Origin of the sequence: Shewanella cutis (genome assembly GCF_022410515.1) — a bacterium.
Classification (GTDB): domain Bacteria; phylum Pseudomonadota; class Gammaproteobacteria; order Enterobacterales; family Shewanellaceae; genus Shewanella; species Shewanella cutis.
Map to the genome: position 1 here is coordinate 984298 of NZ_JACSDI010000001.1, position 21854 is coordinate 1006151.

General features: G+C 49.1%; 14 protein-coding genes. 5 read left to right on the forward strand and 9 right to left on the reverse strand.

The genetic code is table 11. From position 1 onward, the window contains the following. Window positions 1–276: 276 nt before the first annotated feature. The 6 genes from H9J30_RS04475 to H9J30_RS04500 form a co-directional block, all read right to left on the reverse strand. Complete coding sequence (locus tag H9J30_RS04475) at window positions 277–1176, reverse strand: DUF7281 domain-containing protein (protein WP_240129903.1); 900 nt, start codon at window positions 1174–1176, stop codon at window positions 277–279. After that, window positions 1164–2384, reverse strand: coding sequence for a hypothetical protein (locus H9J30_RS04480; protein ID WP_011073729.1), 1221 nt, complete (start codon window positions 2382–2384; stop codon window positions 1164–1166). Before H9J30_RS04480 ends, H9J30_RS04475 begins: the two co-directional genes overlap by 13 nt. Before the next feature lie 42 nt (window positions 2385–2426). Next, window positions 2427–3080, reverse strand: a complete 654-nt coding sequence (locus H9J30_RS04485; protein WP_037422308.1) for a condensin complex protein MksE — start codon at window positions 3078–3080, stop codon at window positions 2427–2429. An 8-nt stretch (window positions 3081–3088) separates the two neighbouring features. Beyond that, window positions 3089–6760: an ATP-binding protein gene (locus tag H9J30_RS04490; protein WP_240129904.1), complete on the reverse strand. Its 3672-nt coding sequence runs from the start codon at window positions 6758–6760 to the stop codon at window positions 3089–3091. A 226-nt stretch (window positions 6761–6986) separates the two neighbouring features. Continuing rightward, entirely contained in the window at window positions 6987–7598 is a 612-nt protein-coding gene (locus tag H9J30_RS04495) for a response regulator transcription factor (protein WP_240129906.1), read from the reverse strand. Then, entirely contained in the window at window positions 7595–9583 is a 1989-nt protein-coding gene (locus H9J30_RS04500) for a sensor histidine kinase (RefSeq protein WP_240130071.1), read from the reverse strand. The genes H9J30_RS04495 and H9J30_RS04500 overlap by 4 nt, the downstream gene beginning before the upstream one ends. Window positions 9584–9837: 254 nt before the next feature. Between H9J30_RS04500 and dsrO the strand changes: the two genes are divergently transcribed. From dsrO to H9J30_RS21580, 4 genes are all read left to right on the forward strand, one after another. Further along, window positions 9838–10620 (forward strand): sulfate reduction electron transfer complex DsrMKJOP subunit DsrO, encoded by a 783-nt coding sequence (gene dsrO / locus H9J30_RS04505; RefSeq protein ID WP_240129908.1) that lies wholly within the window; start codon window positions 9838–9840, stop codon window positions 10618–10620. After that, entirely contained in the window at window positions 10610–11704 is a 1095-nt protein-coding gene (gene nrfD, locus H9J30_RS04510; RefSeq protein ID WP_240129909.1) for an NrfD/PsrC family molybdoenzyme membrane anchor subunit, read from the forward strand. Before dsrO ends, nrfD begins: the two co-directional genes overlap by 11 nt. A gap of 48 nt (window positions 11705–11752) precedes the next feature. After that, window positions 11753–14860: a tetrathionate reductase subunit A gene (locus tag H9J30_RS04515; protein WP_240129911.1), complete on the forward strand. Its 3108-nt coding sequence runs from the start codon at window positions 11753–11755 to the stop codon at window positions 14858–14860. Between the two features lie 237 nt (window positions 14861–15097). Then, a complete protein-coding gene (locus H9J30_RS21580) occupies window positions 15098–16408 on the forward strand; it encodes a methyl-accepting chemotaxis protein (protein WP_345795733.1) in 1311 nt (436 codons plus the stop codon). A gap of 85 nt (window positions 16409–16493) precedes the next feature. Here H9J30_RS21580 and H9J30_RS04530 read toward each other — a convergent pair whose 3' ends face one another. Beyond that, window positions 16494–17195 carry a DUF3581 domain-containing protein gene (locus H9J30_RS04530; RefSeq protein WP_240129912.1) on the reverse strand — a complete coding sequence of 234 codons (702 nt, stop codon included), beginning with the start codon at window positions 17193–17195 and terminating at the stop codon, window positions 16494–16496. A 246-nt stretch (window positions 17196–17441) separates the two neighbouring features. Between H9J30_RS04530 and H9J30_RS04535 the strand changes: the two genes are divergently transcribed. Continuing rightward, a complete protein-coding gene (locus tag H9J30_RS04535) occupies window positions 17442–19625 on the forward strand; it encodes a TonB-dependent receptor family protein (RefSeq protein ID WP_240129914.1) in 2184 nt (727 codons plus the stop codon). Window positions 19626–19703: 78 nt separating this feature from the next. Here H9J30_RS04535 and H9J30_RS04540 read toward each other — a convergent pair whose 3' ends face one another. Together H9J30_RS04540 and H9J30_RS04545 are read right to left on the reverse strand one after the other, a co-directional pair. Continuing rightward, entirely contained in the window at window positions 19704–19934 is a 231-nt protein-coding gene (locus H9J30_RS04540; RefSeq protein ID WP_240129916.1) for a hypothetical protein, read from the reverse strand. A 118-nt stretch (window positions 19935–20052) separates the two neighbouring features. After that, window positions 20053–21816, reverse strand: coding sequence for a tetratricopeptide repeat protein (locus H9J30_RS04545; protein WP_240129918.1), 1764 nt, complete (start codon window positions 21814–21816; stop codon window positions 20053–20055). Window positions 21817–21854 lie beyond the last annotated feature (38 nt).

Consider the following 21854-nt stretch of genomic DNA (forward strand, 5'->3'; position numbering starts at 1 on the left):
ATAGTGAAACATGCTGGCTGCAAATTCAATGAATAAATTTGCTTATTTGATTTTCAATTAAGCTAAGCACATCACAAAAATTCTGTATTCAACTGATTTTTATTAAAAATAAAATCATCGATCAATAATCACTCTACTAACGCACAAGTTAAAAAATCAAAACCCAAACAGTAATTAAACAAAATAAATACAAATTATCGAGTAAGGCTGAATAAGGCCAGATTTTAAAACTAAATAAACATTTTAATCAGAATTTAAAACTACACGCCGCAGCATTTAAAGAGAGATAAATAAGGATGACGACTCATCATATGCCAGTAGCACTAATTCAAGTCGATGCGCCAGCAGGTGCTGCTGTTTAATGCTAATTCGTTGCTGAGTTAACCAAAGGCTTAATTGCCGCCAATTTTTTAAATCGGCTGACTGTAAATATTTAGTCTGAGACGCTTGTTTGGCAAAATCATCAGCGGAATTAATTTGTGGGATAACGAGTAACTCGTTGGGCGCAAAAAGCGCTAACTGCGGTACGATACAATGGGTCATGCCCGTTAAGGTATGGGCAATTTGCAGCCCTGCGGGGTCGAGATCGGTAAAGGCAATGATCGGCATTTTACCCGCCATCGCCTTCAAAAACTGCCGCACACCAATGGGGGAATGGTGGCCGCTACCTCGGTAAATCACCATAATGCGGCTAAGTTCTTCAGGTAAGCGCGCTTGAGTGATTGCATCGAATATATCTAGGTTTTCAACCACTAAGATGGCGTTAACTTTAAGCTCATGGCAAAGCTGCTCTGCTTCATCTAAGGGAATACGTAACGAAGAACGCGTAGACATCCCCATGGGGGGTGATTCAAACCCGAGATACTTCAACAAAACATACTCAGCTTCGGGGCGAATACTCGCCAGCTTTTCATTCTGGCTTTGGGCAGACATGGCGATACGGTCTAGATTAAAATCCAGCGCCTGTAAATCGACGCCCTCTTTTGCCAATACGCCTTGGCGCAGCAACTCAAAATCCCGTGGCGCAAAACACAAATATTTTTCTGCACCATCAAGCTCGCCCACTTCTAACTCGCGGTAAATCGTTCGCCAGTTAGCATTGAGTTTTACCCTTGGAGAGCGATTAAGGTAAACGCCCTCCAAGAGTTGCAACTGCTGCCGACCTAGGCGAGCCATAATTCCACATCGCGGATAATAAAGTTACCGCTGTAGATGGGATGGGGTTCGCCTAAAGGTTCTAACTCGAAGTAGGCTTTATGCTCATCGGGTAAGCCGTCATAGCCGCCAATCACTTGATAAATCCAGCTTTCAGCATCCCATGGCAGCGCTTTTTCGGCTAAGTAGTCGAGCGCCGACTGACGTAAGCCAGACTCAATCACATCAACAAAATAGGCATCTACGGCTTGCTTGAGTGGATTATCAGGAATATCAAAGTCTTCACTCTGAGTAAGCGACACGCTCACATCCTGCTCACGCACAGTTTCTATCACGCCCTGACGACTAATCGCCTTGATATGGGCGACAATATTCATCAGCTCAAGCTCTTGGCTGGCGTTATGCACATCCACAGAAGCTGGCGCTAACAGCACTTCAGCGCGATTGAAAAGGCTTGGGATTTCCTTGTGGGACACATGGTCCGCAGGGCGATAATCCGGATGCAAGTCGGTGTATAGCAACCAGCCCTTAAGCAAGCGCGTACGACCGCGAATTTGCCTAAAGCGGCCAAGGAGTTCCAGCAACCTACCCTGCACCACACTGAGTTCCTGGGCGCACTCGCTCATGGTTTCCTGCAAGGTGGTCACTAGCAGCTTACGCAGCTCACGGATATCACCGGCGATTTCGCCTAATTCGCTAAACTGGAACATCTCCAAACCATTCAGCAATTCAGATACTTGGCTTTGAGCTAATTCGTTTTCGCGGATCTTAGCGTTAATGGTGCCGACATAACCGAACTCGTTATTGATCCGCCCCCACAACACGCGGATGGAATAGCGCAAACTGTCGGCAAAGCTATACACATGCTCACTTAAATCAGACAGATACGCCTCGGCAGCACTGTAGTCTGAGCTATGGCGCGCCTCTTTATAATGGTCCGCCAAGGTTTTAATGGTGGCGAGCGCCGAGCCGACGTTGGAGTCAATTTGGCGATTGCGCTCATCACTTAAGCCTTCTTCGAGCAAGGCGCGTACCGAGCGTTTAAGGCGCAGCTCTTGATCTGGCTCTGGGCGCCATAAAATCCCCGCCTGTTTGAGTTTTTCAACCACGGCGGGATCATGGGCATCTTCATTGAGTGAGCCCGCTAAATAAGCGTCCATAATGATGTCAGCATGGCGACCTAACTGCTTGAGTAGCTTAACCCCAGCCTGATGTAAGTTACTGCTCATCAAGGCCTCCTTGGTTTACACCGCGGATGATTGTCCAAAGCATCATAGTAAATCCCGCTGGGTCGCCGTTTCCGCCTGCGCCTCAAGGCTTAAGCCTTCGGTTTCGTCAATAAAACGGATCACTTCGTACAGATAATCCAGCTTGCCCGTCGCGATATAAATTTGCTTTTCAACGTTGGGGCGCACCAGATAACCAAGCTCTACTAAGCGTTTGAACACTAACTTAATTTGCGCATCACTATTGGTACTGGTTGAGCCAAATAAACGATATTGGCTGAGTTTGGCTAACTGCTCACGAAACGCAGGGGTATCTTCAATTCGGCTTTGCAGCTCGGTTAACCGTACTGGCGCACCTTCGCTTAAGGGCGCATCTTGGCCGCTGGCTTCCTGCACTAATACCAGCCACTCCACCATAGGGATAAGTGCCTGACAAATATCCTTAAACTGCGATGAAATCACCTTGCGCTCGCTCTCGCCTAACTGCAAATAACCGCAGAAAAACACATCACCCTCGGCGGCCGAGGCCACGGTGCGGTTGATTTGGTTCAGATAGGCTTCAACCCGCTCGCGAGTGCTGTTATTTTTCAATGCACGCCAGCCATCTTCATTGGTGGTGCGGCAAATAAATTCGCCCTTGAGCAAGAGTTCGATAATGGCGCCCGTGCCAACTAAGACGGTTTGGTTAGATTCGTTCATGGCACTCATTAAATGGCCTCCTTGCTCAGGCGTTTACTCAACAAATCGGCAATCGGATTGGCTTTGGGCTTCACTACCTGCAACTTCTTAGTTTGTTTATTAATAATGTAACGGTGCTCAAACAGGTTCAGCACTTCTGACTCTGGGTTCGGGAAGGCGCCTAACACGCTGATATTGTTGTTACCACAGGCATCGAAAATCTTCTTCACGTTGGTGTGGTGCAGCGTGCCCAGCTCGTCAATCGGCCAGTGAATGGTGACGTCGGCGCGGCCACGTAGCAAGCGCGTGAATGCCAACAGGAACTTACATAAAATCAGGTAAGCCATACCGTGGCTGGAGGATTCGTTCAGCTGTCTGTCGGTGCGAATAATCAAATCGCTATTGCCCTCTTTGAGGCGCAGCTCAATTTCGAGCAGCTTTGAAATGCCGCCAGTTAAGGCCGCGCGGCCAATAATATCCAAGGCGCGGCGCATGCTGTTGGTGTATTCCTCATCGGGCAGGCCATTAAAGCCGTCGGCTTTCCAATTTTTGAAGGCTTTAACAAACTGCTCAAGCTCGGGCCAAAACTCTAATTCGCTGATCTTAGAGCGAATGCGGACCGCAGATTCCGATACGCCATCGAGGAATAACTCCTCGCCCACTTCGCGGGTAATGCGCGCACTCTGCGAGGCGATGCGACGGTCGATATCGGCCAGCACATCGTAGAAGGCGGTTAAGTCGACACCGAAGATCCGCCCCTGCTCACGCAGTGCCATAATCGATTGCGGCACAATTACATTGAGTAGCTGTTCAAGCTGCGGTACAAGCTTGCGGTAATCCAGCAGGCGAATACCTTTGTCGTTGATAAAGCTCGATTCTTCGCGGGCACGCTCCCAAGTTTCGGCTAAGCCTGAACCTGACTTGCTGGCAATCACAGAGTCGAAATGCTCCACATATTGCTTAACCGAGCCCATCAAATAATCGCGTTTTAGCAGTAAATCTTCGCCCTGACGCAAACGCTCGCCGAGGCTACCTTGGGCTTCTTCATTGTTGGCGGGCAGTTTCAGCTCGGCCAACTTACGCATCACAGCGCGCAATTTAGTTAAGTTTTCAGAGGCTTCAATCTGGGCCGCATCCGAGGCCTTACGCTCGGTCTCGAGTTGTTGGCGGCGAGTCTTCACTTCTTGAGTCTTGGCTTTAAGCTGCTGATCGATTTCCGAGGCGGCGCGTTTAACGTCACTTAACTGGGTTTGCAGCTTGGGCTTACGGATAAGCCAAGTGTGTTGATACCAATCGTCAAAGCGCAATACCTCGCTGCGACGCTGTTCGGCGCGACTGATCTTGGTTTCAAGTTCGCGGATTTGTTGCTTGAGTTTAAGGATATTATCCTCATCCACACCACGGGATTTAAGCTCGTTTTTGTACCAGGTTTCACAGGCTTTTTGCTCGGCCTTAGCACTTTCGCGGCGGGCATCGATAGTCGCCTTGATTTGCCCGAGTTGATTGTCGAGCGCGCCAATCACTTCCTGCCAGTAGGCTTGTTTTTCCATCCGCGCTTCGAGCGCCTGCTCTTTTTGCTCTTCGAGCCAGAGCTGATGTTGATGCTTAAGCTGCTTTAGCTCGCCATCGAGTTGAGTTAAGCGCTGCTGGGCAAAGGCTTTACGCTCGGCCAGCGCCTTGTTGATCTTGTCCTGCTCACTGCGTTTTTCATCGAACAGACGACGTAAATCATCGCGACTATTCTTGTAAGCTGTGCGGGCAAAGGTGAGTTCGCGGCTGAGTTTATCCAGCTCACCGTTAATCGCCACCAGCTGTGATTCGGCCTCGGCCTGTAATTCCTGCGCGCTTTGCAGCGCTTCTTCGGCCTTGCTCAAGCGAATACGTAGCTCCTGCTCGGAAGCGGCATATTCAGGTACATCAATGGCTTTAAGATCTAAATGCACCCCAAACACAGTGTCGCTCTCGCCCGTGACCGTTGGGTGTAAATCGGTGCGATGCAGCAACTCGGGGGCAATCACTTTACCCAGACTCTGCTCCCAGCCTTGGGCTTCCTTACGCAGGAACTCGAGCAAGGTATGGGATTGTGGGAACAACATATGGTGCAGTTCATCGAGCGCGGTTTGCCGCTCGTTAACCCGCAGGCTGGCGATACGCAGCGCTTCGTTGGCTTGGTCGCGTTTGGCGCGCAGCTTACGCTCCTCGCCCGTTAAGCGCTCAACCTTGGCATTGCAGCTTTCTTGCTCTTCGTCGGCGCGGTGAATCCGCTCGTCGAAAATCGCAAGGCTTAACTTTTCTTCCTCGGTGTAAGTTACGCCATCGACACGTAACTTAAGCTCGGCGGCATTGAGTTTGAATTGGTATTCCTGCTCACTAAAGCTCGCCTTGCCTGCATCCATTTGGCTGCGCCATTGGGCTTCGAGGGCATCGAGATCGGCTCTAGCCACTTCACGCTGCTTGTCGCGCGCTTCGCGTTGCTTGTCCTGTTCGGCGTGCAAACCTTCAAGCTCGCGGTTTAACTGCTCGCCAATTTTGCTGCGGCGAGCATTGTAAGCCGCTTCGATATCTTGGTGTTTTTCGGTTTGTAACTTATGGCGCTCGCTTAGGTTTTCCATGTCAGCGCGCCAATTTGGCAGCATGTCCAAGTCGGCCTTGGCTTGCTCGATATTGGCATCTAAAAAGGCGCCGTGCTGATCTTCAATGGCATCTAACTCATACTCGCACTTAGCCACGTCACCCTTGGCGGCGGATAGGTCGAGGTTTAACTCATCGCGCACTTCTTTCCATTCGTCGTCCAACATTCGAAGCTTTAAATTCAGCTCCTTAGATAGAGTTTGTTGGATCTCTAAACGGTCGGCCTCTAAGGTTTCGTCATTGCGATAGCCACGGGACAGGCTCGAGAGACGCATCTCGGCGCTGAGCAGTTGGTTAAATTCCTGCTCGAGCTTTTCAAACTCGGGACGAATGACTTCAAAGCCTTGGATTAACTGGCTTTCGCGGATCCACGCCTCAACGCGCTGTGGGTTTAAGCGGGAGCTAGGTGGATTCACCCCGTCTTCTTCCAAAATGGCGGCGATCATGGATTTGACCGTTTCCATTTTGCCTTCTTTGGAGTGCACCGCTTTAGCGAGTTTTTCGATATGGCGCAGTGAATGCTCACCTTCACACAGGGCAAATTGGCGCGCATAAGCTCGCAGTTCGCTGCGGTTGCTGCCGGTGCTTAACAGGGTGCGATCGTTTTGGATAATGGCGCGGTATTCGCGGGTGTTGAGCAAGTTGGTGGTGGCAATACCTTGACGTTTTAAATCGCGGCCCAGTTCCGCCATGGTGTGGCAGAGAATAGTATCGCCATTTTGCGATTTAATATAATCACTTAACTCAAAACCTTTGGCGATAAAGCGGTAGTTCACGCCTTTGCCATCGCCCGCCGAGGCGAGCACGGCCTGATAGAGCAAGCCATCGGCCTTTTGGTATTCGTAAATGATGTAGCTTGAATCGTGTGGCAAGTACCAACGCTCGAAACTATCGCGGGTTGAAGGCACCACGCGGCTAGGATATTCGCCATAAAATACTGGCACTAAACGTTGCAGCGTGGTTTTACCCGAAGCGTTAGTACCACAAATATTGGTATGGCCATTGAGGGCGAGTTCCACAACGCCCGGTAGGTGCGTATCAATCAGCACAATACGAATCAAGCTTGGCATTTCTTTCCTTATCCAAACGGGAGCTCCTTCTGTAAAAACAAACAACAAGGTCATCCCAAAGCGGCATTCGACTTCAAAAAACGTGATGTTAAAAGTCTTGGCCTTAAAAGTAAGCCCCTAAAATAAGGCAATCGTCGAGCCTTGGCAATTAAGCACCAAGGGCTGAATGCGTTAGCTCACATCAAACGACCAAGGATACGCCAATTCGCCCCAACAAAGGGGAGTTTTATGCGGGGGGAAGGCGATCGGCAATCCGGCCGTAGATTAACATCATCTCGGCGAGCGAGCCGACCTGCATGCCCTTCATTAAGTTCGCACGGTGAATTTCGACCGTGCGCATGGCGATGCACAGCGTATCGGCGATCTCCTGATTTTTATAGCCTTTGGCGATCAGAGTGAGGATTTCCCGCTCCCGCGGTGTGAGCGACTGATAAGTCTGAAGATATTGATTATTTTGATAATGTTCCTTAGCACTCGCCAAGGCTTTTACCACGGCATCCGCGAGCTTAGCGCCATCAGCGGGCTTTTGGAAAAAATCCACCGCCCCGCGTTTTAGCGCCTCCACCGCCATGGGCACATCACCATGGCCAGTCAAATAAATCACCGCCAGCGGACTATTGTGCTGCAGTAATTGTGTATGCAACTGCGGACCACTAAGGCCCGGCATACGCACATCAACTAAGGCGCAGCCCGGCTGGCTTAAATCGATAGCGGCAAAAAATGCCTCGGCGCTATCAAAGTCGCGGATATTCAGGCCATAGCTTTCGAGCATAAACCGCAGCGAGCGGCGCACCGACTCATCGTCATCGATTAAATATACCGGCAATTTATGGCTCATGCTTGTGCTCCATCAAACTTACGGGGTAAGGACACCTGCGCTTGGCAGCCGCCACTTAGGGCGGTTTCTAAGTTAAAGCGGCCACCATGACTCTCGACAATATCACGACAAATCACCAGTCCTAGCCCTAATCCTTCAGACTTAGTCGAATAAAAGGCTTGCATCAGCAGATTGGCATCTTCAGTCAGCCCGGTGCCATTGTCAGTGACTGTAAGTAGTAGTTTGTGTTCTTGGTAACGCAGGTCGATATCAATCGTGGGCTGATAGGGTTTCGATGCATCGACCTCGCTCTGCTGGCGTTGCACACAGGCATCGGCGGCATTTTTCAAAAGGTTGAGCAATAGTTGCTGCACGCCCACTTCATCTAAAGGCAATTGATAGGGTTCGCCGCTGATATTGGTCGAAAGCTGGATATGGTGTTGTTCAAGCTCATAGGCGAGCAGCGGCGCGGTGTCATTCACTAGCTGGTGCAAATAGAGAGGCTGCTTAGACACAGGGCGCTTTTTCAATAAGTTGCGCAAACGACTAATAATGCTATCGGCACGACTGACCTCCTGCTGGATAAGGTTTAGTACCGATTGCAACTCCTCGGGACTCGTCCCACGCTGCAAACGTACCTCAGCGCCATGGCAATAATGGCCAATCGCCGCCAAAGGTTGATTGAGTTCATGGGATAAACTCGCCCCTAACTCTCCGGCAATCGCAATACGTTGGGCATGCTCCAATAGAGCGCGGTTTTCATTGAGCTGCCTTTGGGTATTGATTAGCTCACGACCACGGCGGCTAAAGCGATATTCCAGCCAGAAGTGGTACACATTGAGCAATACCAATATGGTTAACGCAAACCATGCCCACTGTTGATGATGCTGGATCCATTGCCATGCCCGCTGCCACCAAGGGGCTTGCAGGGGGTGCATATCGAGATCTTTAAGGAGTTGATCTATCGCTAATTGGCTAACAGCGGTTGTCCACCCCGCAGAATCAGCAGCCTTAGCGGCAGGATGATCCTCGGGTAAGTCCAGTAGCGCCAAAGTGACGCTTTTTGCCATCGATTGAGTGGCCCGACTCGTTTTTGCCATCGACCAGTTTGGGTAGAGGCGGGTCGACACTTGACACTGGAACCCCGCTGGCGCCTGGTTATCTAACACACGATAATCTTTCAGCTTGATCAAACCTTCGGCCTGCATTTGCTCAAGCTGACATACGGGCACGACCGCAGCGTCTAAACTTGCACCGCTCACGGAGGGCGTGTCGGCACTGCCGAGCTGGTACAGCAAATTATCGAGGGGAAAGCCTAAGGGGATAATCTCCCCCACAAAATCAGGTAAATCTATGCCCTGAAGTTGTGCCTCGTAGACCAAAGTAAGATAACCGCCGAAGGCATTTTTAGAGACAATTCCAAGGCGCCGATCTTTAAGATCCCTTAAGGTGCGATAGGGCGAATCGGCTCTGACCACCAGCGCAGACCCCACCTGCATCGCGGCGCCATTATTGATTGGGCTTCGAAGAGTGGCTATCCAAGAAAGGGAAAATTGCCGCGCCAACATTACCGACTGACCAGGGTTAGTGACGACAAAGTCCAATGCTTCGGTTTCAACGCCTTTGGCCAATTCTTCTAGGCTCAGGGGATGCAACCTAAAGTAACTGTTAGGGATTTGCGACTCAAGCCAGCCCATCAAAGGCTGCCAACGGTTAATAGTCGCCCTATATCCCCGAATCGCCAATACGCCCACATCGACCACTTGATAACCCGCCTCGGGAGACAAAGATGAAAGACGCTCGTTAATCGAGGCATTATTTGCATCGAGGGCGGCTAAGGTGAGCGATGCGGGTGATTCTGTGGTGGACACTTGCTCCCCAAGCACGTTAACTGCGGCCGGATTTCCCCCCGTGCTTGACATGGCAGCAGGGCTACACACTAATAATATCAATAAGATGATAGGCGTGTTAGTACGCCATAGAGCGGCACAAAAGCCAACGCTCATCGCTGTTTGGAGTATGCTAAATAACGTCCTGTACAATACTTTTCCCCCACAACCTACGAAAAACACTCACAGCAGAATGCGCTATTGTAGCGAATAATTGTTGCGCTAGATCAAACCCTCTGCCGCTATGTGGAAAACCACTATAGTTATCCCCCCTTCACTTTACCAGAATGCCCTTAAACCCTGCCCTTAGTCTTAGCCGCTGATATCTATGGGCATGAAGTGAGCTTTCTGTAAGAGTGAAGGAAATCCCTATGGACAAGAGTAAACGTCAGTTTCTCGGCAAAATGGCCAGTGTGAGCGTTGGCGCGGCACTGATCCCTGTAGTGCAAGTGTCTGCCCAAGGACAATCCCTAGGCAACACCAGCAACAATGTCAGCGATGGCCAAGCGGGCAAGCGCTACGGTATGGTCATCGATTTGCGCCGCTGCGTTGGCTGCCAAGCCTGCACGGTCGCATGCACCATTGAAAATCAACCGCCCCTTGGACAATTTCGTACCACGGTACAACAGTACGAAGTGTCGCAGCAGGATGCCAGCACGCCACCCGCGTTTTTAATGTTACCAAGGCTTTGTAATCACTGCGAAAATCCACCATGCATTTCGATTTGTCCCACGGGTGCCACCTTCCAACGCAAGGATGGCATTGTGGTGGTGAATAACGAATGGTGTGTGGGTTGTGGCTACTGCGTACATGCCTGCCCCTACGATGCGCGTTTTATCAACCATGAGACCAAGAGTGCAGATAAATGCACCTTCTGCGCCCATAGGCTAGAAGCTGGACTACTGCCAGCCTGTGTCGAAACCTGCGTTGGCGAAGCAAGGGTGATAGGCGATCTTAACGATCCTAACAGTCAAATCAGCCAGTTGCTCAAGGCCAATCAAGCAGATATCAAGGTACTCAAACCTGATGCGAATACTGCTCCCAGAGTATTTTATATCGGCATGAACCGCGCCTTTGAAGATCGGATCAACGGCCAAGCTCCTGTGCGCACCCTACTGACTGACACCGGCGAGGAAATCCACCATGGTCATTAAAGAAATCTTTACCCCCGATATCGCTATCACTTGGCTGCCATGGGCGGTGCAATACTTTTTTATGATGGGTTTGGCCTATGCCAGCATTTGGGTGGCGACAATCCATTTGTTTAGTCACGGCAAACGAGATGAAAGACTATTAAAACTCTGCGCGTTTTTAATGCTAACTGCGGGGATTGTCGCCCCTATCGCGCTTATGGCTGACTTACACCAACCCCTTAGAGCATGGCATTTTTACGCTCAGATCCGCCCCGATTCTTGGATGTGGTTTGGCGCCTTGTTATTACCAATCTTTTCCGGTGCGAGTGCTCTTTTTGCTTGGCTGTTACTGCGCCAATACTTGCCAACAAAAGCCTCAGCCCAAAGTGAATCGCCCCTAGATTGGGTGAGTCGTATTGCCCAACTTATCCGCCTAGGAGACTGGGATAGCGATAAATGGATCAAGCCAATCGCACTGATTGCCAGCCTAAGCGCCTGCAGTATTGCGCTTTATACCGGGATGGAAACCATGGCTATTAAGGCGCGGCCACTTTGGCACACCTATTGGCTACCACCGCTGATGGCCACAAGCGCCCTGCTTGCCGCCTGTGGCACCCTAGCCGTGCTTAATCGCCTGCTAAAAGGCTATGAGCAATACACCCAAGACAACCTGCTGCTGTGGATTCGAGCCAGTTTTAGTTTATTTGCCCTATGCCTTATCGGTTGGGCCTTATTTGACAATGGCTCGGCGACTGAAGCGGCGCTGCTATTAGACACCAGCCCGAGCTGGCAACTGGCCGCCATTTGGGTTTTAGTCACCCTCGCCCTGCTGGCATTGGTATTGGCTCTACGCAATTTACCACAAACGCTGGTGATCCTCGTTAGCCTCACCGCGGTGCATCTTGCATGGGGATTTCGCTGGATTGTACTTATCCAAGCGCAAACCGACCCTAAATACGGCGCAGGTACCTATTTCTATCAACTGCCCTGGGGGCCAGAGGGCCTATTGGGTATTGCGGGCACCTTTGGTCTCTGGATCGCACTGATGGTGTTAGTGTCCGAATTAATCCGCCATCAACCTCACTCAGCCCGTGAGGCCTTGTGAGCCACAGCACCTTCCATATAAAGAAGTTACCGCATTAAGGAGTCCGTAATGGATAAAAGTAAACGTCGTTTTATCAAAGGCGCTGCAGTGACGGGTGGCGTAGGATTATTTGCCGCTGGATACAGCCACACCCTAGGACAAATAGGCAAAGGTGTGGTCAATGGCAGTTCAGGCAAGATCACCCAAGATCCAATCCATGGCAATTCATTAGCCCCTGAATATAAAGTGGATTTACAAACAGGCCAGCTAATTGGCAACGATGAGCAACGCATCGCCAATACCATGTGCCTCGGCTGTTGGACCAAGTGTGGCGTACGTGCACGCATCGATCAAAAGACAGATAAGATTATCCGCATCAGCGGTAATCCCTATCACCCACTCTCGGCACGGGAGCATATCGACTTCGATACGCCCATCAAAACGGCCTTAGTCGGCTTAAGCGCCTATCAAGAACAGGGCTTACAAGGGCGCTCCACCGCCTGTGCCCGTGGTAATGCCATGTTAGAGCAATTAGATAGTCCACACCGCGTCACTCAATGCCTTAAACGTGTTGGGCCGCGCGGCAGTGGGCAATGGCAAAGCATTAGTTTCGAGCAACTGCTGACCGAGGTCGTCGATGGCGGTGATTTATTTGGTGAAGGCGAGGTCGAAGGGTTAAGAGCGATCCGCGACATCAGCACCCCGCTTGATGCCAATAACCCTGAATACGGCCCCAAAGCGAACCAGTTATTAGTATCAAACGCCTCGGATGAAGGCCGCGATGTCATCATTAAACGCTTTACCTTCAATAGTTTCGGCACGCGCAACTTTGCCAACCATGGTGCCTATTGTGGCTTTACCTATCGCGCTGGTGCGGGTGCCCTATTGGACGACTTAAAGAAATACGCCCACCTTAAGCCCGACTGGGACAATAGCGAGTTTCTGCTGTTTATCGGCACCTCGCCACAGCAGTCGGGAAATCCCTTTAAGCGTCAATCAAGACAACTGGCTAACGCTCGGGTCGATGGGCGGGAATTCAGTTATGTGGTGGTGTCGCCCATGCTGCCCAATACCTCAAACCAACCCTGTGCAGGCAACAATACTTGGCTGCCAATCCGCCCAGCAACCGACTCTGCACTCGCCATGGGTATGCTGCGCTGGATTATTGATAATAAACGTTACGCCAGTGCGTTTTTGACTGCGCCCAATGCAGAGGCGGCGAAAGCAGCGGGATTCCGAGGTTTTAGCAATGCCAGCTTCTTAATCATCAACACGCCTCATCACCCCAGATACGGCCAATATCTGTATGCCAGCGATCTCGGTCTGCCCTTCGAAGGCAAAGCCTATGGTGAGCAAGACTCGCCACTGGTTGTCGATGCCGCTACAGGGCAGATTCTACCGGCTGGACAATGCGCCAAGGCGCAACTTGAGGTTGAGCAAAGCGTGAATACGCCCAAGGGTAAGCTGAGCGTGAAATCCAGCTTTCAACTGCTCAGTGAAGCCGCTCGCAGCGTCGAGATGGCAGACTACGCCAAGGAGTGCGATATCAGCGAAGCGCAAATTGCCGCCCTCGCCCACAAGTTTACTAGCCATGGCACAAAGGCGGCGGTGATTTCCCACGGCGGCACCATGAGTGCTAACGGTTTTTACAGTGCATGGGCGATCATGATGCTTAACGCCATGATAGGTAACCTTAATCTTAAGGGCGGCGCCATTGCTAAAGGCGGCACGTTTCCCGCCTTTGGTGCAGGTCCAAGGTACAATCTGCAAGACTTTGACGGCATGGTCGAACCCAAGGGGGTATTTCTTTCCCGCTCTAAGTTCCCCTACGAGAAAACCTCGGAGTATCGTCGTAAAGTCGAGGCGGGTGAGTCGCCCTATCCTTCGAAGGAACCTTGGTACCCGATCTCATCGCCCCTACTCGGTGAGCATTTAACCGCAGCGGTGCATGGTTATCCCTATCGACTCAAGGCGTGGATTAACCATATGGGCAACCCCATTTATGGTCAGGCGGGGCTAGGTGAAGCCATTGGTGAACAGTTAAAAGATCCCAAAGTATTACCGCTATTTATCAGCATCGACAGCTTTATCAATGAGACCTCGGCACTGTCGGATTATATCATTCCCGACACCTTAACCTATGAGTCTTGGGGCTGGAGTGCCGCTTGGCATGGCACGCTCACCAAAGAAGCCACGGGACGTTGGCCAATTGTTGAACCAAGGGTTGCCAAAACCGCCAATGGCGATGTGATTTGTATGGAGTCTTTCCTCAGTCAAGTGGCAATTAAGCTCAATCTGCCCGGCTTTGGTGACAATGCGGTCAAGGCGGCCGATGGCAGTCTACACCCGCTGACTCGCGCGGCTGACTTTTCGCTCTATGGCGCGGCAAACGTGGCTTACCTAGGTAAACCTGTGGCCGATATCAATGCCGAAGATATGTACTTCAGTGGTGTTGGACGCATTCAAGCGGAACTCAATGCCAGACTCAAACCCGAAGAAGTCAAAAAAGTCAGTTACTTATTTGCCCGTGGCGGCCGCTTTGAAAATATCAGAGCAGGCCGTGACGAAGCGGGTAACCCCTGCAAGGTTTGGCCAAAACCCTTAATGCTATGGAACCCTGAGGTCGGCAGTCGCCGAAACAGCTTGAGCGGTGAATACATGAGTGGCTGCCCACGCCTTTATCAACCATCACTCGCTGACGGTACGCCATTAAAACAGGCATTTGATAAATCGCAGTGGCCACTGCTCATCAGCAGTTATAAGTCGCATACCATGAGTTCAATGAGTATTGGTTCGGACCGTTTACGCCAAGTGCATCCTAATAATCCGGTGCGCATCAATGAGCAAACTGCCACGCGCTTAGGTATTAATACTGGCGACACAGTCAAAATCAGTACGCCCAATGGCAGCGTAGTGGCTTTAGTGGAATGTGTGGCGGGCGTACATCCCGACTGCATTGCTATCGAACATGGATATGGCCACAAAGAATTAGGTGCGCGGGAAATCGTGATAGATAAAGTGAAGATCGCCGCCAATCCACTGATCCGCGTTGGGATCAATATGAACGACTTAAACTTGTTTGATCCAAGCCGACATGGTCGCTATCCGTTGGTCGACTGGGCCAGCGGCGCCTCGGCGCGGCAAGGACTCCCAGCCAAAATAGAGAAAATCGGTTAACCCCTAGGCCAAGGTAACAAGGAGGTTACCTTAGGTCTCAATATTATTCTGCAACGTTTTCACTGAAAAATGATCTCGCCTAGCGGATTTTTAGTATTTAACTTATTAAAAATCCCCTTTAGATCGATCAACAACAAAAATCACCGCTATATTTAACACTATATTGTTGCTCATATTCTTGGGCATGACACAACATAGCCGTTTTTGAGTTTGCCAAAACTCATTAGGAGTACTTCAGTGTTTAATTCTTCATTACGTAAAAGCCTCGAGATCAGTGAAACTAAACGCCAAGAAGCGCAAGCCACTATTGACTCAATAAAAGACTGTATTGCGACCATCGAATTCTCGCCTGAAGGAATAATCATCGACGCCAATCCGATTTTTTTAACAGAAGTGGGCTATTCACTGCATGAGATTGTCGGCAAACACCATAGAATATTCTGCTCCGCAGAATTAGCCAATTCACCAAGCTATCAACAATTTTGGTCAAGCTTAAAATCAGGGCAACCTAAAGAAGGTAATTTTCGACGAATTCGTAAAGATGGCGAAGAGGTCTGGTTAAGGGCAACCTACTTTCCTATCAAGAAGGATAGCAAGGTCATTAAGATTATGAAAATCGCCTCGGACATCACTCAAGATAAACATAAACTTGATGATCAAATCGCGATTTTTACTGCGTTAGATCGTGCTCAAGCTGTCATTGAATTTAAACCCGATGGCACTATTTTGCAGGTAAATGAAAAATTCCTTAAAACCATGGGCTATCAAGCAGCGCAAATCGTGGGAAAACATCATCGAATATTCTGTTTCGATGCCTTTTACCAGCAAAATCCGCACTTTTGGGATGAGCTAAAACACGGCAGGTATAAACAAGGGCTATTCGAACGCAAGAATGCCTATGGAGATTCCGTTTGGTTAGAAGCCGTTTATAACCCTGTGTTGAATGAAAATGGCAAAGTAGTTAAAGTCATTAAATTTGCTAGTAATATCACCAAAAGAATTGAGCAAAGCAAAGCCGTGCGACAAGCGGCGGATATCGCACTTGAGACATCGCAACTCACGGTAGAACAAGCCATTCAAGGCGTTAAACTCCTCGATGCGACGGTAAATACCTCAAACTCCATCGCGGAGCAGACATTAAAAACGACCAAATCAATCACTCAACTTAATGAGCAATCCCAAAGTATTCAAGCGATTGTCGCAACAATTAGCTCCATTGCCGACCAGACAAACCTACTCGCACTTAATGCCGCGATCGAAGCTGCCAGAGCAGGTGAACAAGGACGAGGCTTTGCCGTAGTGGCCGATGAGGTGCGTCAGCTCGCCGCCAGAACCAGCAAATCCACCAGTGAAATTGCCACCGTTGTTGATAAAAATAGCCAGCTCACCGCCAGTGCCACCAGCATGATGAACGAGGTGGAGCGAATCGCTGAACAAGGTAAACAGCAACTAATTGAAGTGACAACTGTGATGAGCAACATCCGTACTGGTGCGGAAAATGTCGCCAATACCGTGTCCCAGCTATCGATCGATGAGCAGCATTCTTAACAGAATCGGATTTGGGGTAACGATTGCTCAAGCTGATACAATCGTTATCCCACTCATGCTGTTAACGCCCTAAACGAATCCTAATTTAAAAATCAGTTTTTCGCCCTTCGTAGGTTGCACACATTTGCATCGCTTGCTCTTCATCATAGGTGCGCAGTCCACTCATGACGAGGGTCTTAATCCCTGTGCCCACCAAGGTATCACCACTGTGTAGCTCAAAATGCAGTGTCACATCACCGCGTTTACCATCAATCTTAAGCTCCTGTTCTACAAGAGAAAGCTTCACTTCAACAAAGTTGAGTGTAGTTAAGTCGAATGACATGCTTTCGTAGATCACTAAGGGACGCTCGGGATTGATCATCACTTGATGTTGCTTCATCAAGGGCATCAAGATATCGATAAAATTATGACCAGAGAATGCCACATAATTGCGAATAAAGGATTCAGTTTGCGCATCGCAGCGGCTAATATCGCCTCGACGACTCACGTTTAAATAGGTTTTATCACGGTTATCACAAATTGAAAAACTGTCGTTCACTTGCTCAGGAAATTGCAGCTCAACCCCATCACCTACCATACCCGCAAAGCTAAACTTCATGCTTTGGCTTAGCCCATACTGGGTTAAGACTAAGGCAAATAACAAATCGCCAGGTACACAGAAGCGTTTCGCGCCAACATCGTGAATTGGATTAAAGTCTTGAGCGATTTTTTTAGCGAAGTCACTAGCTTGTTGTGCAGAAACAGAAATTGATTGATTTTGCTTAAAAAAATAAGGCGATAGAAACATATTAACTCGTTCTTTAATGGCTCAGATAGGGCGAATAACAAATGTGTCACGAGTTTACCTTAGTTTAGGTATTTCACTCACCCGATGACTTATCCTTTAGGTGATAAACACAGTAACATTACAGTCACATTTGTAAAGACTGAGAAATTTAAGTTACCTTTAAGTTAACAAACCTAATCTCCGAGACCGCAAACGAGAACAATTCCCGTTTGAAAAAGACAGCACCTTGTCAATTCGGAGAATGTAATGACCCAGCTTAGTCCAATGCGCCTTAGTTTATTAGCCTGCGCATTAGCCACTGTTTTCAATGCCCAAGCCAGTTCGCAAACTCAAGCAACAGCGCAGATGGAGCAGATCAGTATTTTTGGTAGTAAAAATCCCCTTGATACCACCCCAGGTAGCGCCCATCAAATTACTGAAGCCGAATTAGAAACCTTTAAATATTCGGATATTATGCGCACTTTAGCCTCCGTGCCCGGCGTTTATATTCAAGAAGAAGATGGTTATGGTCTGCGCCCAAATATAGGTATGCGTGGCACAGGGCAAAATCGTTCTGAAAAAATTACCGTGATGGAAGATGGCGTCCTAGCAGCTCCCGCCCCCTATGCATCCCCTGCGGCCTACTACTTCCCCACTTCAGGCAGAATGCAATCTGTTGAAATCCTTAAGGGAAGCTCAACGGTAAAATATGGCCCGCGTACCACTGGTGGCGTGATTAACATGCTGTCTCGCCAGATCCCACAGGAGGCATTAGCGGGCAAAATTGATCTTGCTTTAGGACAGGATGGCTTTGGCAAATTACACACTTATGCGGGTGGACAGGGTGAACGCATTGGTGCTGTCGCCGAAGTTTATCGCTATCAAGCTGATGGTTTTAGAGAGATCAATACCGTCGGCGGCGACACTGGTTTCACTAAAAATGATGCATTAGCTAAGGTGAGAATTAACACCGACAAAACGGCGAATTATCAGCAAGCTCTTGAGCTCAAGCTTAAGTTTGCCGATGAGACCTCCAATGAAACCTACATGGGGCTTACCGATGCGGATTACCAAAAATCCCCGCAAAGCCGTTATTCTGCCTCGCAAAAAGACTTGATGACCACTGAGCATAAGCAGATACAACTCAACCATATTATCGATTTTAGTGACACCCTCAGCCTTAGCAGCATTGGTTATTACAATGATTTTCATCGTAATTGGTACAAAGCCGATAAAGTCGGCGGCGAGTCATTAAGCGGTAAAGGGATCCAAAATGCGGCCGATTTTGACGCGGGCTTATTAACCAGCCTTGACGTGAATGTAAAAGCGAATAATCGCAGCTACCTCTCCCAAGGGGTCCAGACTGAACTTAATTGGTTACTGGGCGCTCATGACCTCTCCTTTGGTTTACGCTACCATGAAGATGAAATGGACAGATACCAATGGGCTGACAACTATACGATGGACGCCAACAGTATCATGTTGCGCACTAAGAGCGGCGTCCCCGGAACAGACTCTAATCGTGTCGATAGTGCCACTGCGCTCGCAGCCTATGTGCAGGATAAAATCAGCCTAGACGCACTGACCATTACCGCTGGTCTTCGCTGGGAAGATGTCGAGACCGAGCGCAGCGATTGGGGTAAGAAGAATCCCAACCGTGATGGTAGCCCAGAGAAACAGGTTGAAAGCCAATTCAGTGCTTTACTTCCTTCCTTATCGGCAACTTACCAGATTAACGAGCAAATTTTAATTCTTGCTGGAGTGCAAAAAGGTTTCTCTCCTGCCGCACCTGGCAATGCTGATGGGCAAGAAGAACAAAGCTGGAACTATGAAGCTGGTGTCCGCTTCAACGAAGGCGCATTTAGTTCAGAGTTAATAGGCTTCTACAGTGATTACAGTAATATGCACGGCAACTGCACGGCAGCGCAGGGGTGTGATGACACAAAACTAGACAATCAGTACAACGCTGGCGAAGTGGAGGTAAAAGGCATTGAACTTAGCCTAGCCCACGCGTTTAACAATGAGGGGGCTATCAGTTTCCCAGTCAAACTCGCCTACACCTATACAGATGCCGAGTTTGGCAATAGTTTCGAATCTGAGTTTGAAACTTGGGAAAAAGTCGCAGCAGGTGACAAATTGACCTACCTTCCTGAAAACCAAGTTTATATTTCAGTGGGTATCCAATCGCAGCGCTGGCAAGTGACTGCGGCAGCACGTTATACCGATGAGATGAGAACGAAAGCGGGCGCGGGAGCCATTCCGGCAAATGAAGTGATCGAGGCAAAAACCTTAGTAGATCTTTCGGCGCGTTACTTCTTAACCAACAGCCAAGAGGTTTACCTGAATGTCGATAATCTCTTCGATGAAACCTATATGACAACTAGGGTACATGGCTCTATATTTGCCGGAAAACCACAGACAGTCACCTTAGGTTACAGCTATAAGTTCTAATCCCTACCAAATACAAAAAGGGCAAACCCCGTTTGCCCTTTTTGTAAACCAACATAAATATTAACCAAATGACCGTCATTACACCCGCTTAAATTCACGTTTTAACTGAAAACTATCATCGGTGACCAACTGCTCAAGCACTTCAACCCTGTTGCGCAGGTTATCTAACTCTGCCCGCAACGCTTGATTTTCGGCCTGCTGAGCATTACTGGTCGAATAATTTTTCTGGCGCATTTTCATAATGGCGAGAGTGTATCCACCCACAATGGCAATGATGGGGATGAGTAGAGCAAGCGTTGAGCTATTCATAATGCGTCCTTTTATAATCGATCTATTGGGTTCCAGTATGAGCAACATAGCCTAAATCCACCAGTGACAAAAGTCATGATCTCGAAAGCGGCAATCGATTCACCGCTCCAGTGTATGACTACAGATGACGCTCCTGTAGGGATTGCAGTCTTTCCTTGGCCTTCGCTTGGTAATCATTTGAAAACCCCTCACCCAATTCAATACTTTGCTGGTATAGGGTGATAGCACGCTTTGGATCGGCATCGCCTCCCTCACCCGCATCAAGCAAGCTTGCTAAGTGAAAATACGCATAGCCAAGTACATCTCGCTGAATGTATTGTTTGTCTCCGGCGGTGACGACTTTTTCGAGCCAATATCGAGCCCGCTTAGGATCACGCTGCTCAGCCGCCAATAAAATGCCCGCATATTCGGCGGCGACATCTATCTCGCGCTCGGCTGCAATCTCAAAAAACTCCCTAGCTTGGGCGAGATCCTCTTTAAAATAGTAATAGGTTTCGGCAGCATCTCGCGCTAAATCAGGTTGAGCTTTAACACTTTTACGATAATTATCCAGCGCTGCGGTGGTATCAAAATAGGGCGAGCAAGAAAACACTTGATAATACGCCATGGTGCTGACGGCTTGAGGGATTCCCTGCTTGGTTAGTTCGGTTAACGTTTGCCATGCTTGCTGCTCACGGATTTTTGCTTGGCCAGTATTCACTTTACCCATAGGAATGACGGATAAGGGTTGATTAATTAACTCCAGTTGGGCTTGGATATCGCCAAGCTTGGCAGCGCGCTCTAACCAGTACTGCCCATCTTTAATGTAGCCCCAACTAGCCCGCTCTCGCAGCCAGTTGATTGATTCCATATCCCCTGCCTCACCCAACTCGCGATACAGGACTTCAGCCTTGGCTTTATCCCCTTCAAACACCTGCTCAATGCCTGAATCGTAAATCTTGGCTAACTGTCTTTTATCTTCAAGACGCGCACTGCGCTGTAAGCTGTTGAAGCGGGATTGTGCAGAACCGTAAGGATAAAGCCGTAAACCAGCCTTAATGTAGGTAAACTCGGTGCCATCGGGATAACTTACCTTGGATTTTTTGTCCAAGATATGGATATTCACAGCATAATCTTCAGCAATCTGAGGGATAAAATTCACCCGTGTTACCCGTTCATCGGCTAAATGGATACGCCTCGAGTGTTGTAAACTCCATTGGTCAGAAACCTCGCGCTGCAAACTACTTTTCAGCCCCACATCAAAGGGCTGCTTATCCTCAGGGGCATAAGTGTAAATAGGATAATAAATCGGTGAAAAGGAAATAGTGGCGTCATTGCTATCCGCGTCAGCCTCCTTTGCGGTGGGTATCAAGTCAAAAGACTGCTTAAAAGCATCTTTGTCAAGGGCTTCATCTTTCACCTTGGCGACAGGTAACTCAGCCAAATATTGCTTTTTCAAGGATTGCGCTTCCTGCCACAGGCGATGACTCGGCAGAAGTGACATATTCAATTGAATGTTAGTCAGCTGCCACTCACATGCCCCTCCGCCCTGCAACGCAACGGATTGGGTAAAATGACCGGCATTGTGCAAACTGTTGACTACTTGCCGTAATTGAGAGGTCGTACCCTTGGTGCGCCACTGGGGATTGGCAATATCTCCGCTTGGGAAATACATCTCTTTTTCGGTGCAAATCGAAGAATAATAAAAACCGATAAGCTCTAGCTCAGTATCCGCGGGAAGCGTACCAACGAGCTCAATACGAGGGCTGTCCTTAGGGGCGCTTGCCTGGCTCACTCCTCGCTTATTGGTCAATAAATCCCAAATAGAGGCAAAGGACCGAGGAGAATAAAAGCTCGCCACTAAGGCGCACCCAAGAGCTACCATACCCAAGCCTAGTGGCATAAATCTCGTTACTAATCTGGGTACTAATCTAAGTACTA

Coding starts and splice junctions, on each gene's coding strand:
- H9J30_RS04475 (WP_240129903.1), bottom strand. CDS start 1,176: ATGGCTCGCCTAGGTCGGCAGCAGTTGCAACTCTTGGAGGGCGTTTAC.
- H9J30_RS04480 (WP_011073729.1), bottom strand. CDS start 2,384: ATGAGCAGTAACTTACATCAGGCTGGGGTTAAGCTACTCAAGCAGTTA.
- H9J30_RS04485 (WP_037422308.1), bottom strand. CDS start 3,080: ATGAACGAATCTAACCAAACCGTCTTAGTTGGCACGGGCGCCATTATC.
- H9J30_RS04490 (WP_240129904.1), bottom strand. CDS start 6,760: ATGCCAAGCTTGATTCGTATTGTGCTGATTGATACGCACCTACCGGGC.
- H9J30_RS04495 (WP_240129906.1), bottom strand. CDS start 7,598: ATGAGCCATAAATTGCCGGTATATTTAATCGATGACGATGAGTCGGTG.
- H9J30_RS04500 (WP_240130071.1), bottom strand. CDS start 9,583: ATGAGCGTTGGCTTTTGTGCCGCTCTATGGCGTACTAACACGCCTATC.
- dsrO (WP_240129908.1), top strand. CDS start 9,838: ATGGACAAGAGTAAACGTCAGTTTCTCGGCAAAATGGCCAGTGTGAGC.
- nrfD (WP_240129909.1), top strand. CDS start 10,610: ATGGTCATTAAAGAAATCTTTACCCCCGATATCGCTATCACTTGGCTG.
- H9J30_RS04515 (WP_240129911.1), top strand. CDS start 11,753: ATGGATAAAAGTAAACGTCGTTTTATCAAAGGCGCTGCAGTGACGGGT.
- H9J30_RS04530 (WP_240129912.1), bottom strand. CDS start 17,195: ATGTTTCTATCGCCTTATTTTTTTAAGCAAAATCAATCAATTTCTGTT.
- H9J30_RS04535 (WP_240129914.1), top strand. CDS start 17,442: ATGACCCAGCTTAGTCCAATGCGCCTTAGTTTATTAGCCTGCGCATTA.
- H9J30_RS04540 (WP_240129916.1), bottom strand. CDS start 19,934: ATGAATAGCTCAACGCTTGCTCTACTCATCCCCATCATTGCCATTGTG.
- H9J30_RS04545 (WP_240129918.1), bottom strand. CDS start 21,816: ATGCCACTAGGCTTGGGTATGGTAGCTCTTGGGTGCGCCTTAGTGGCG.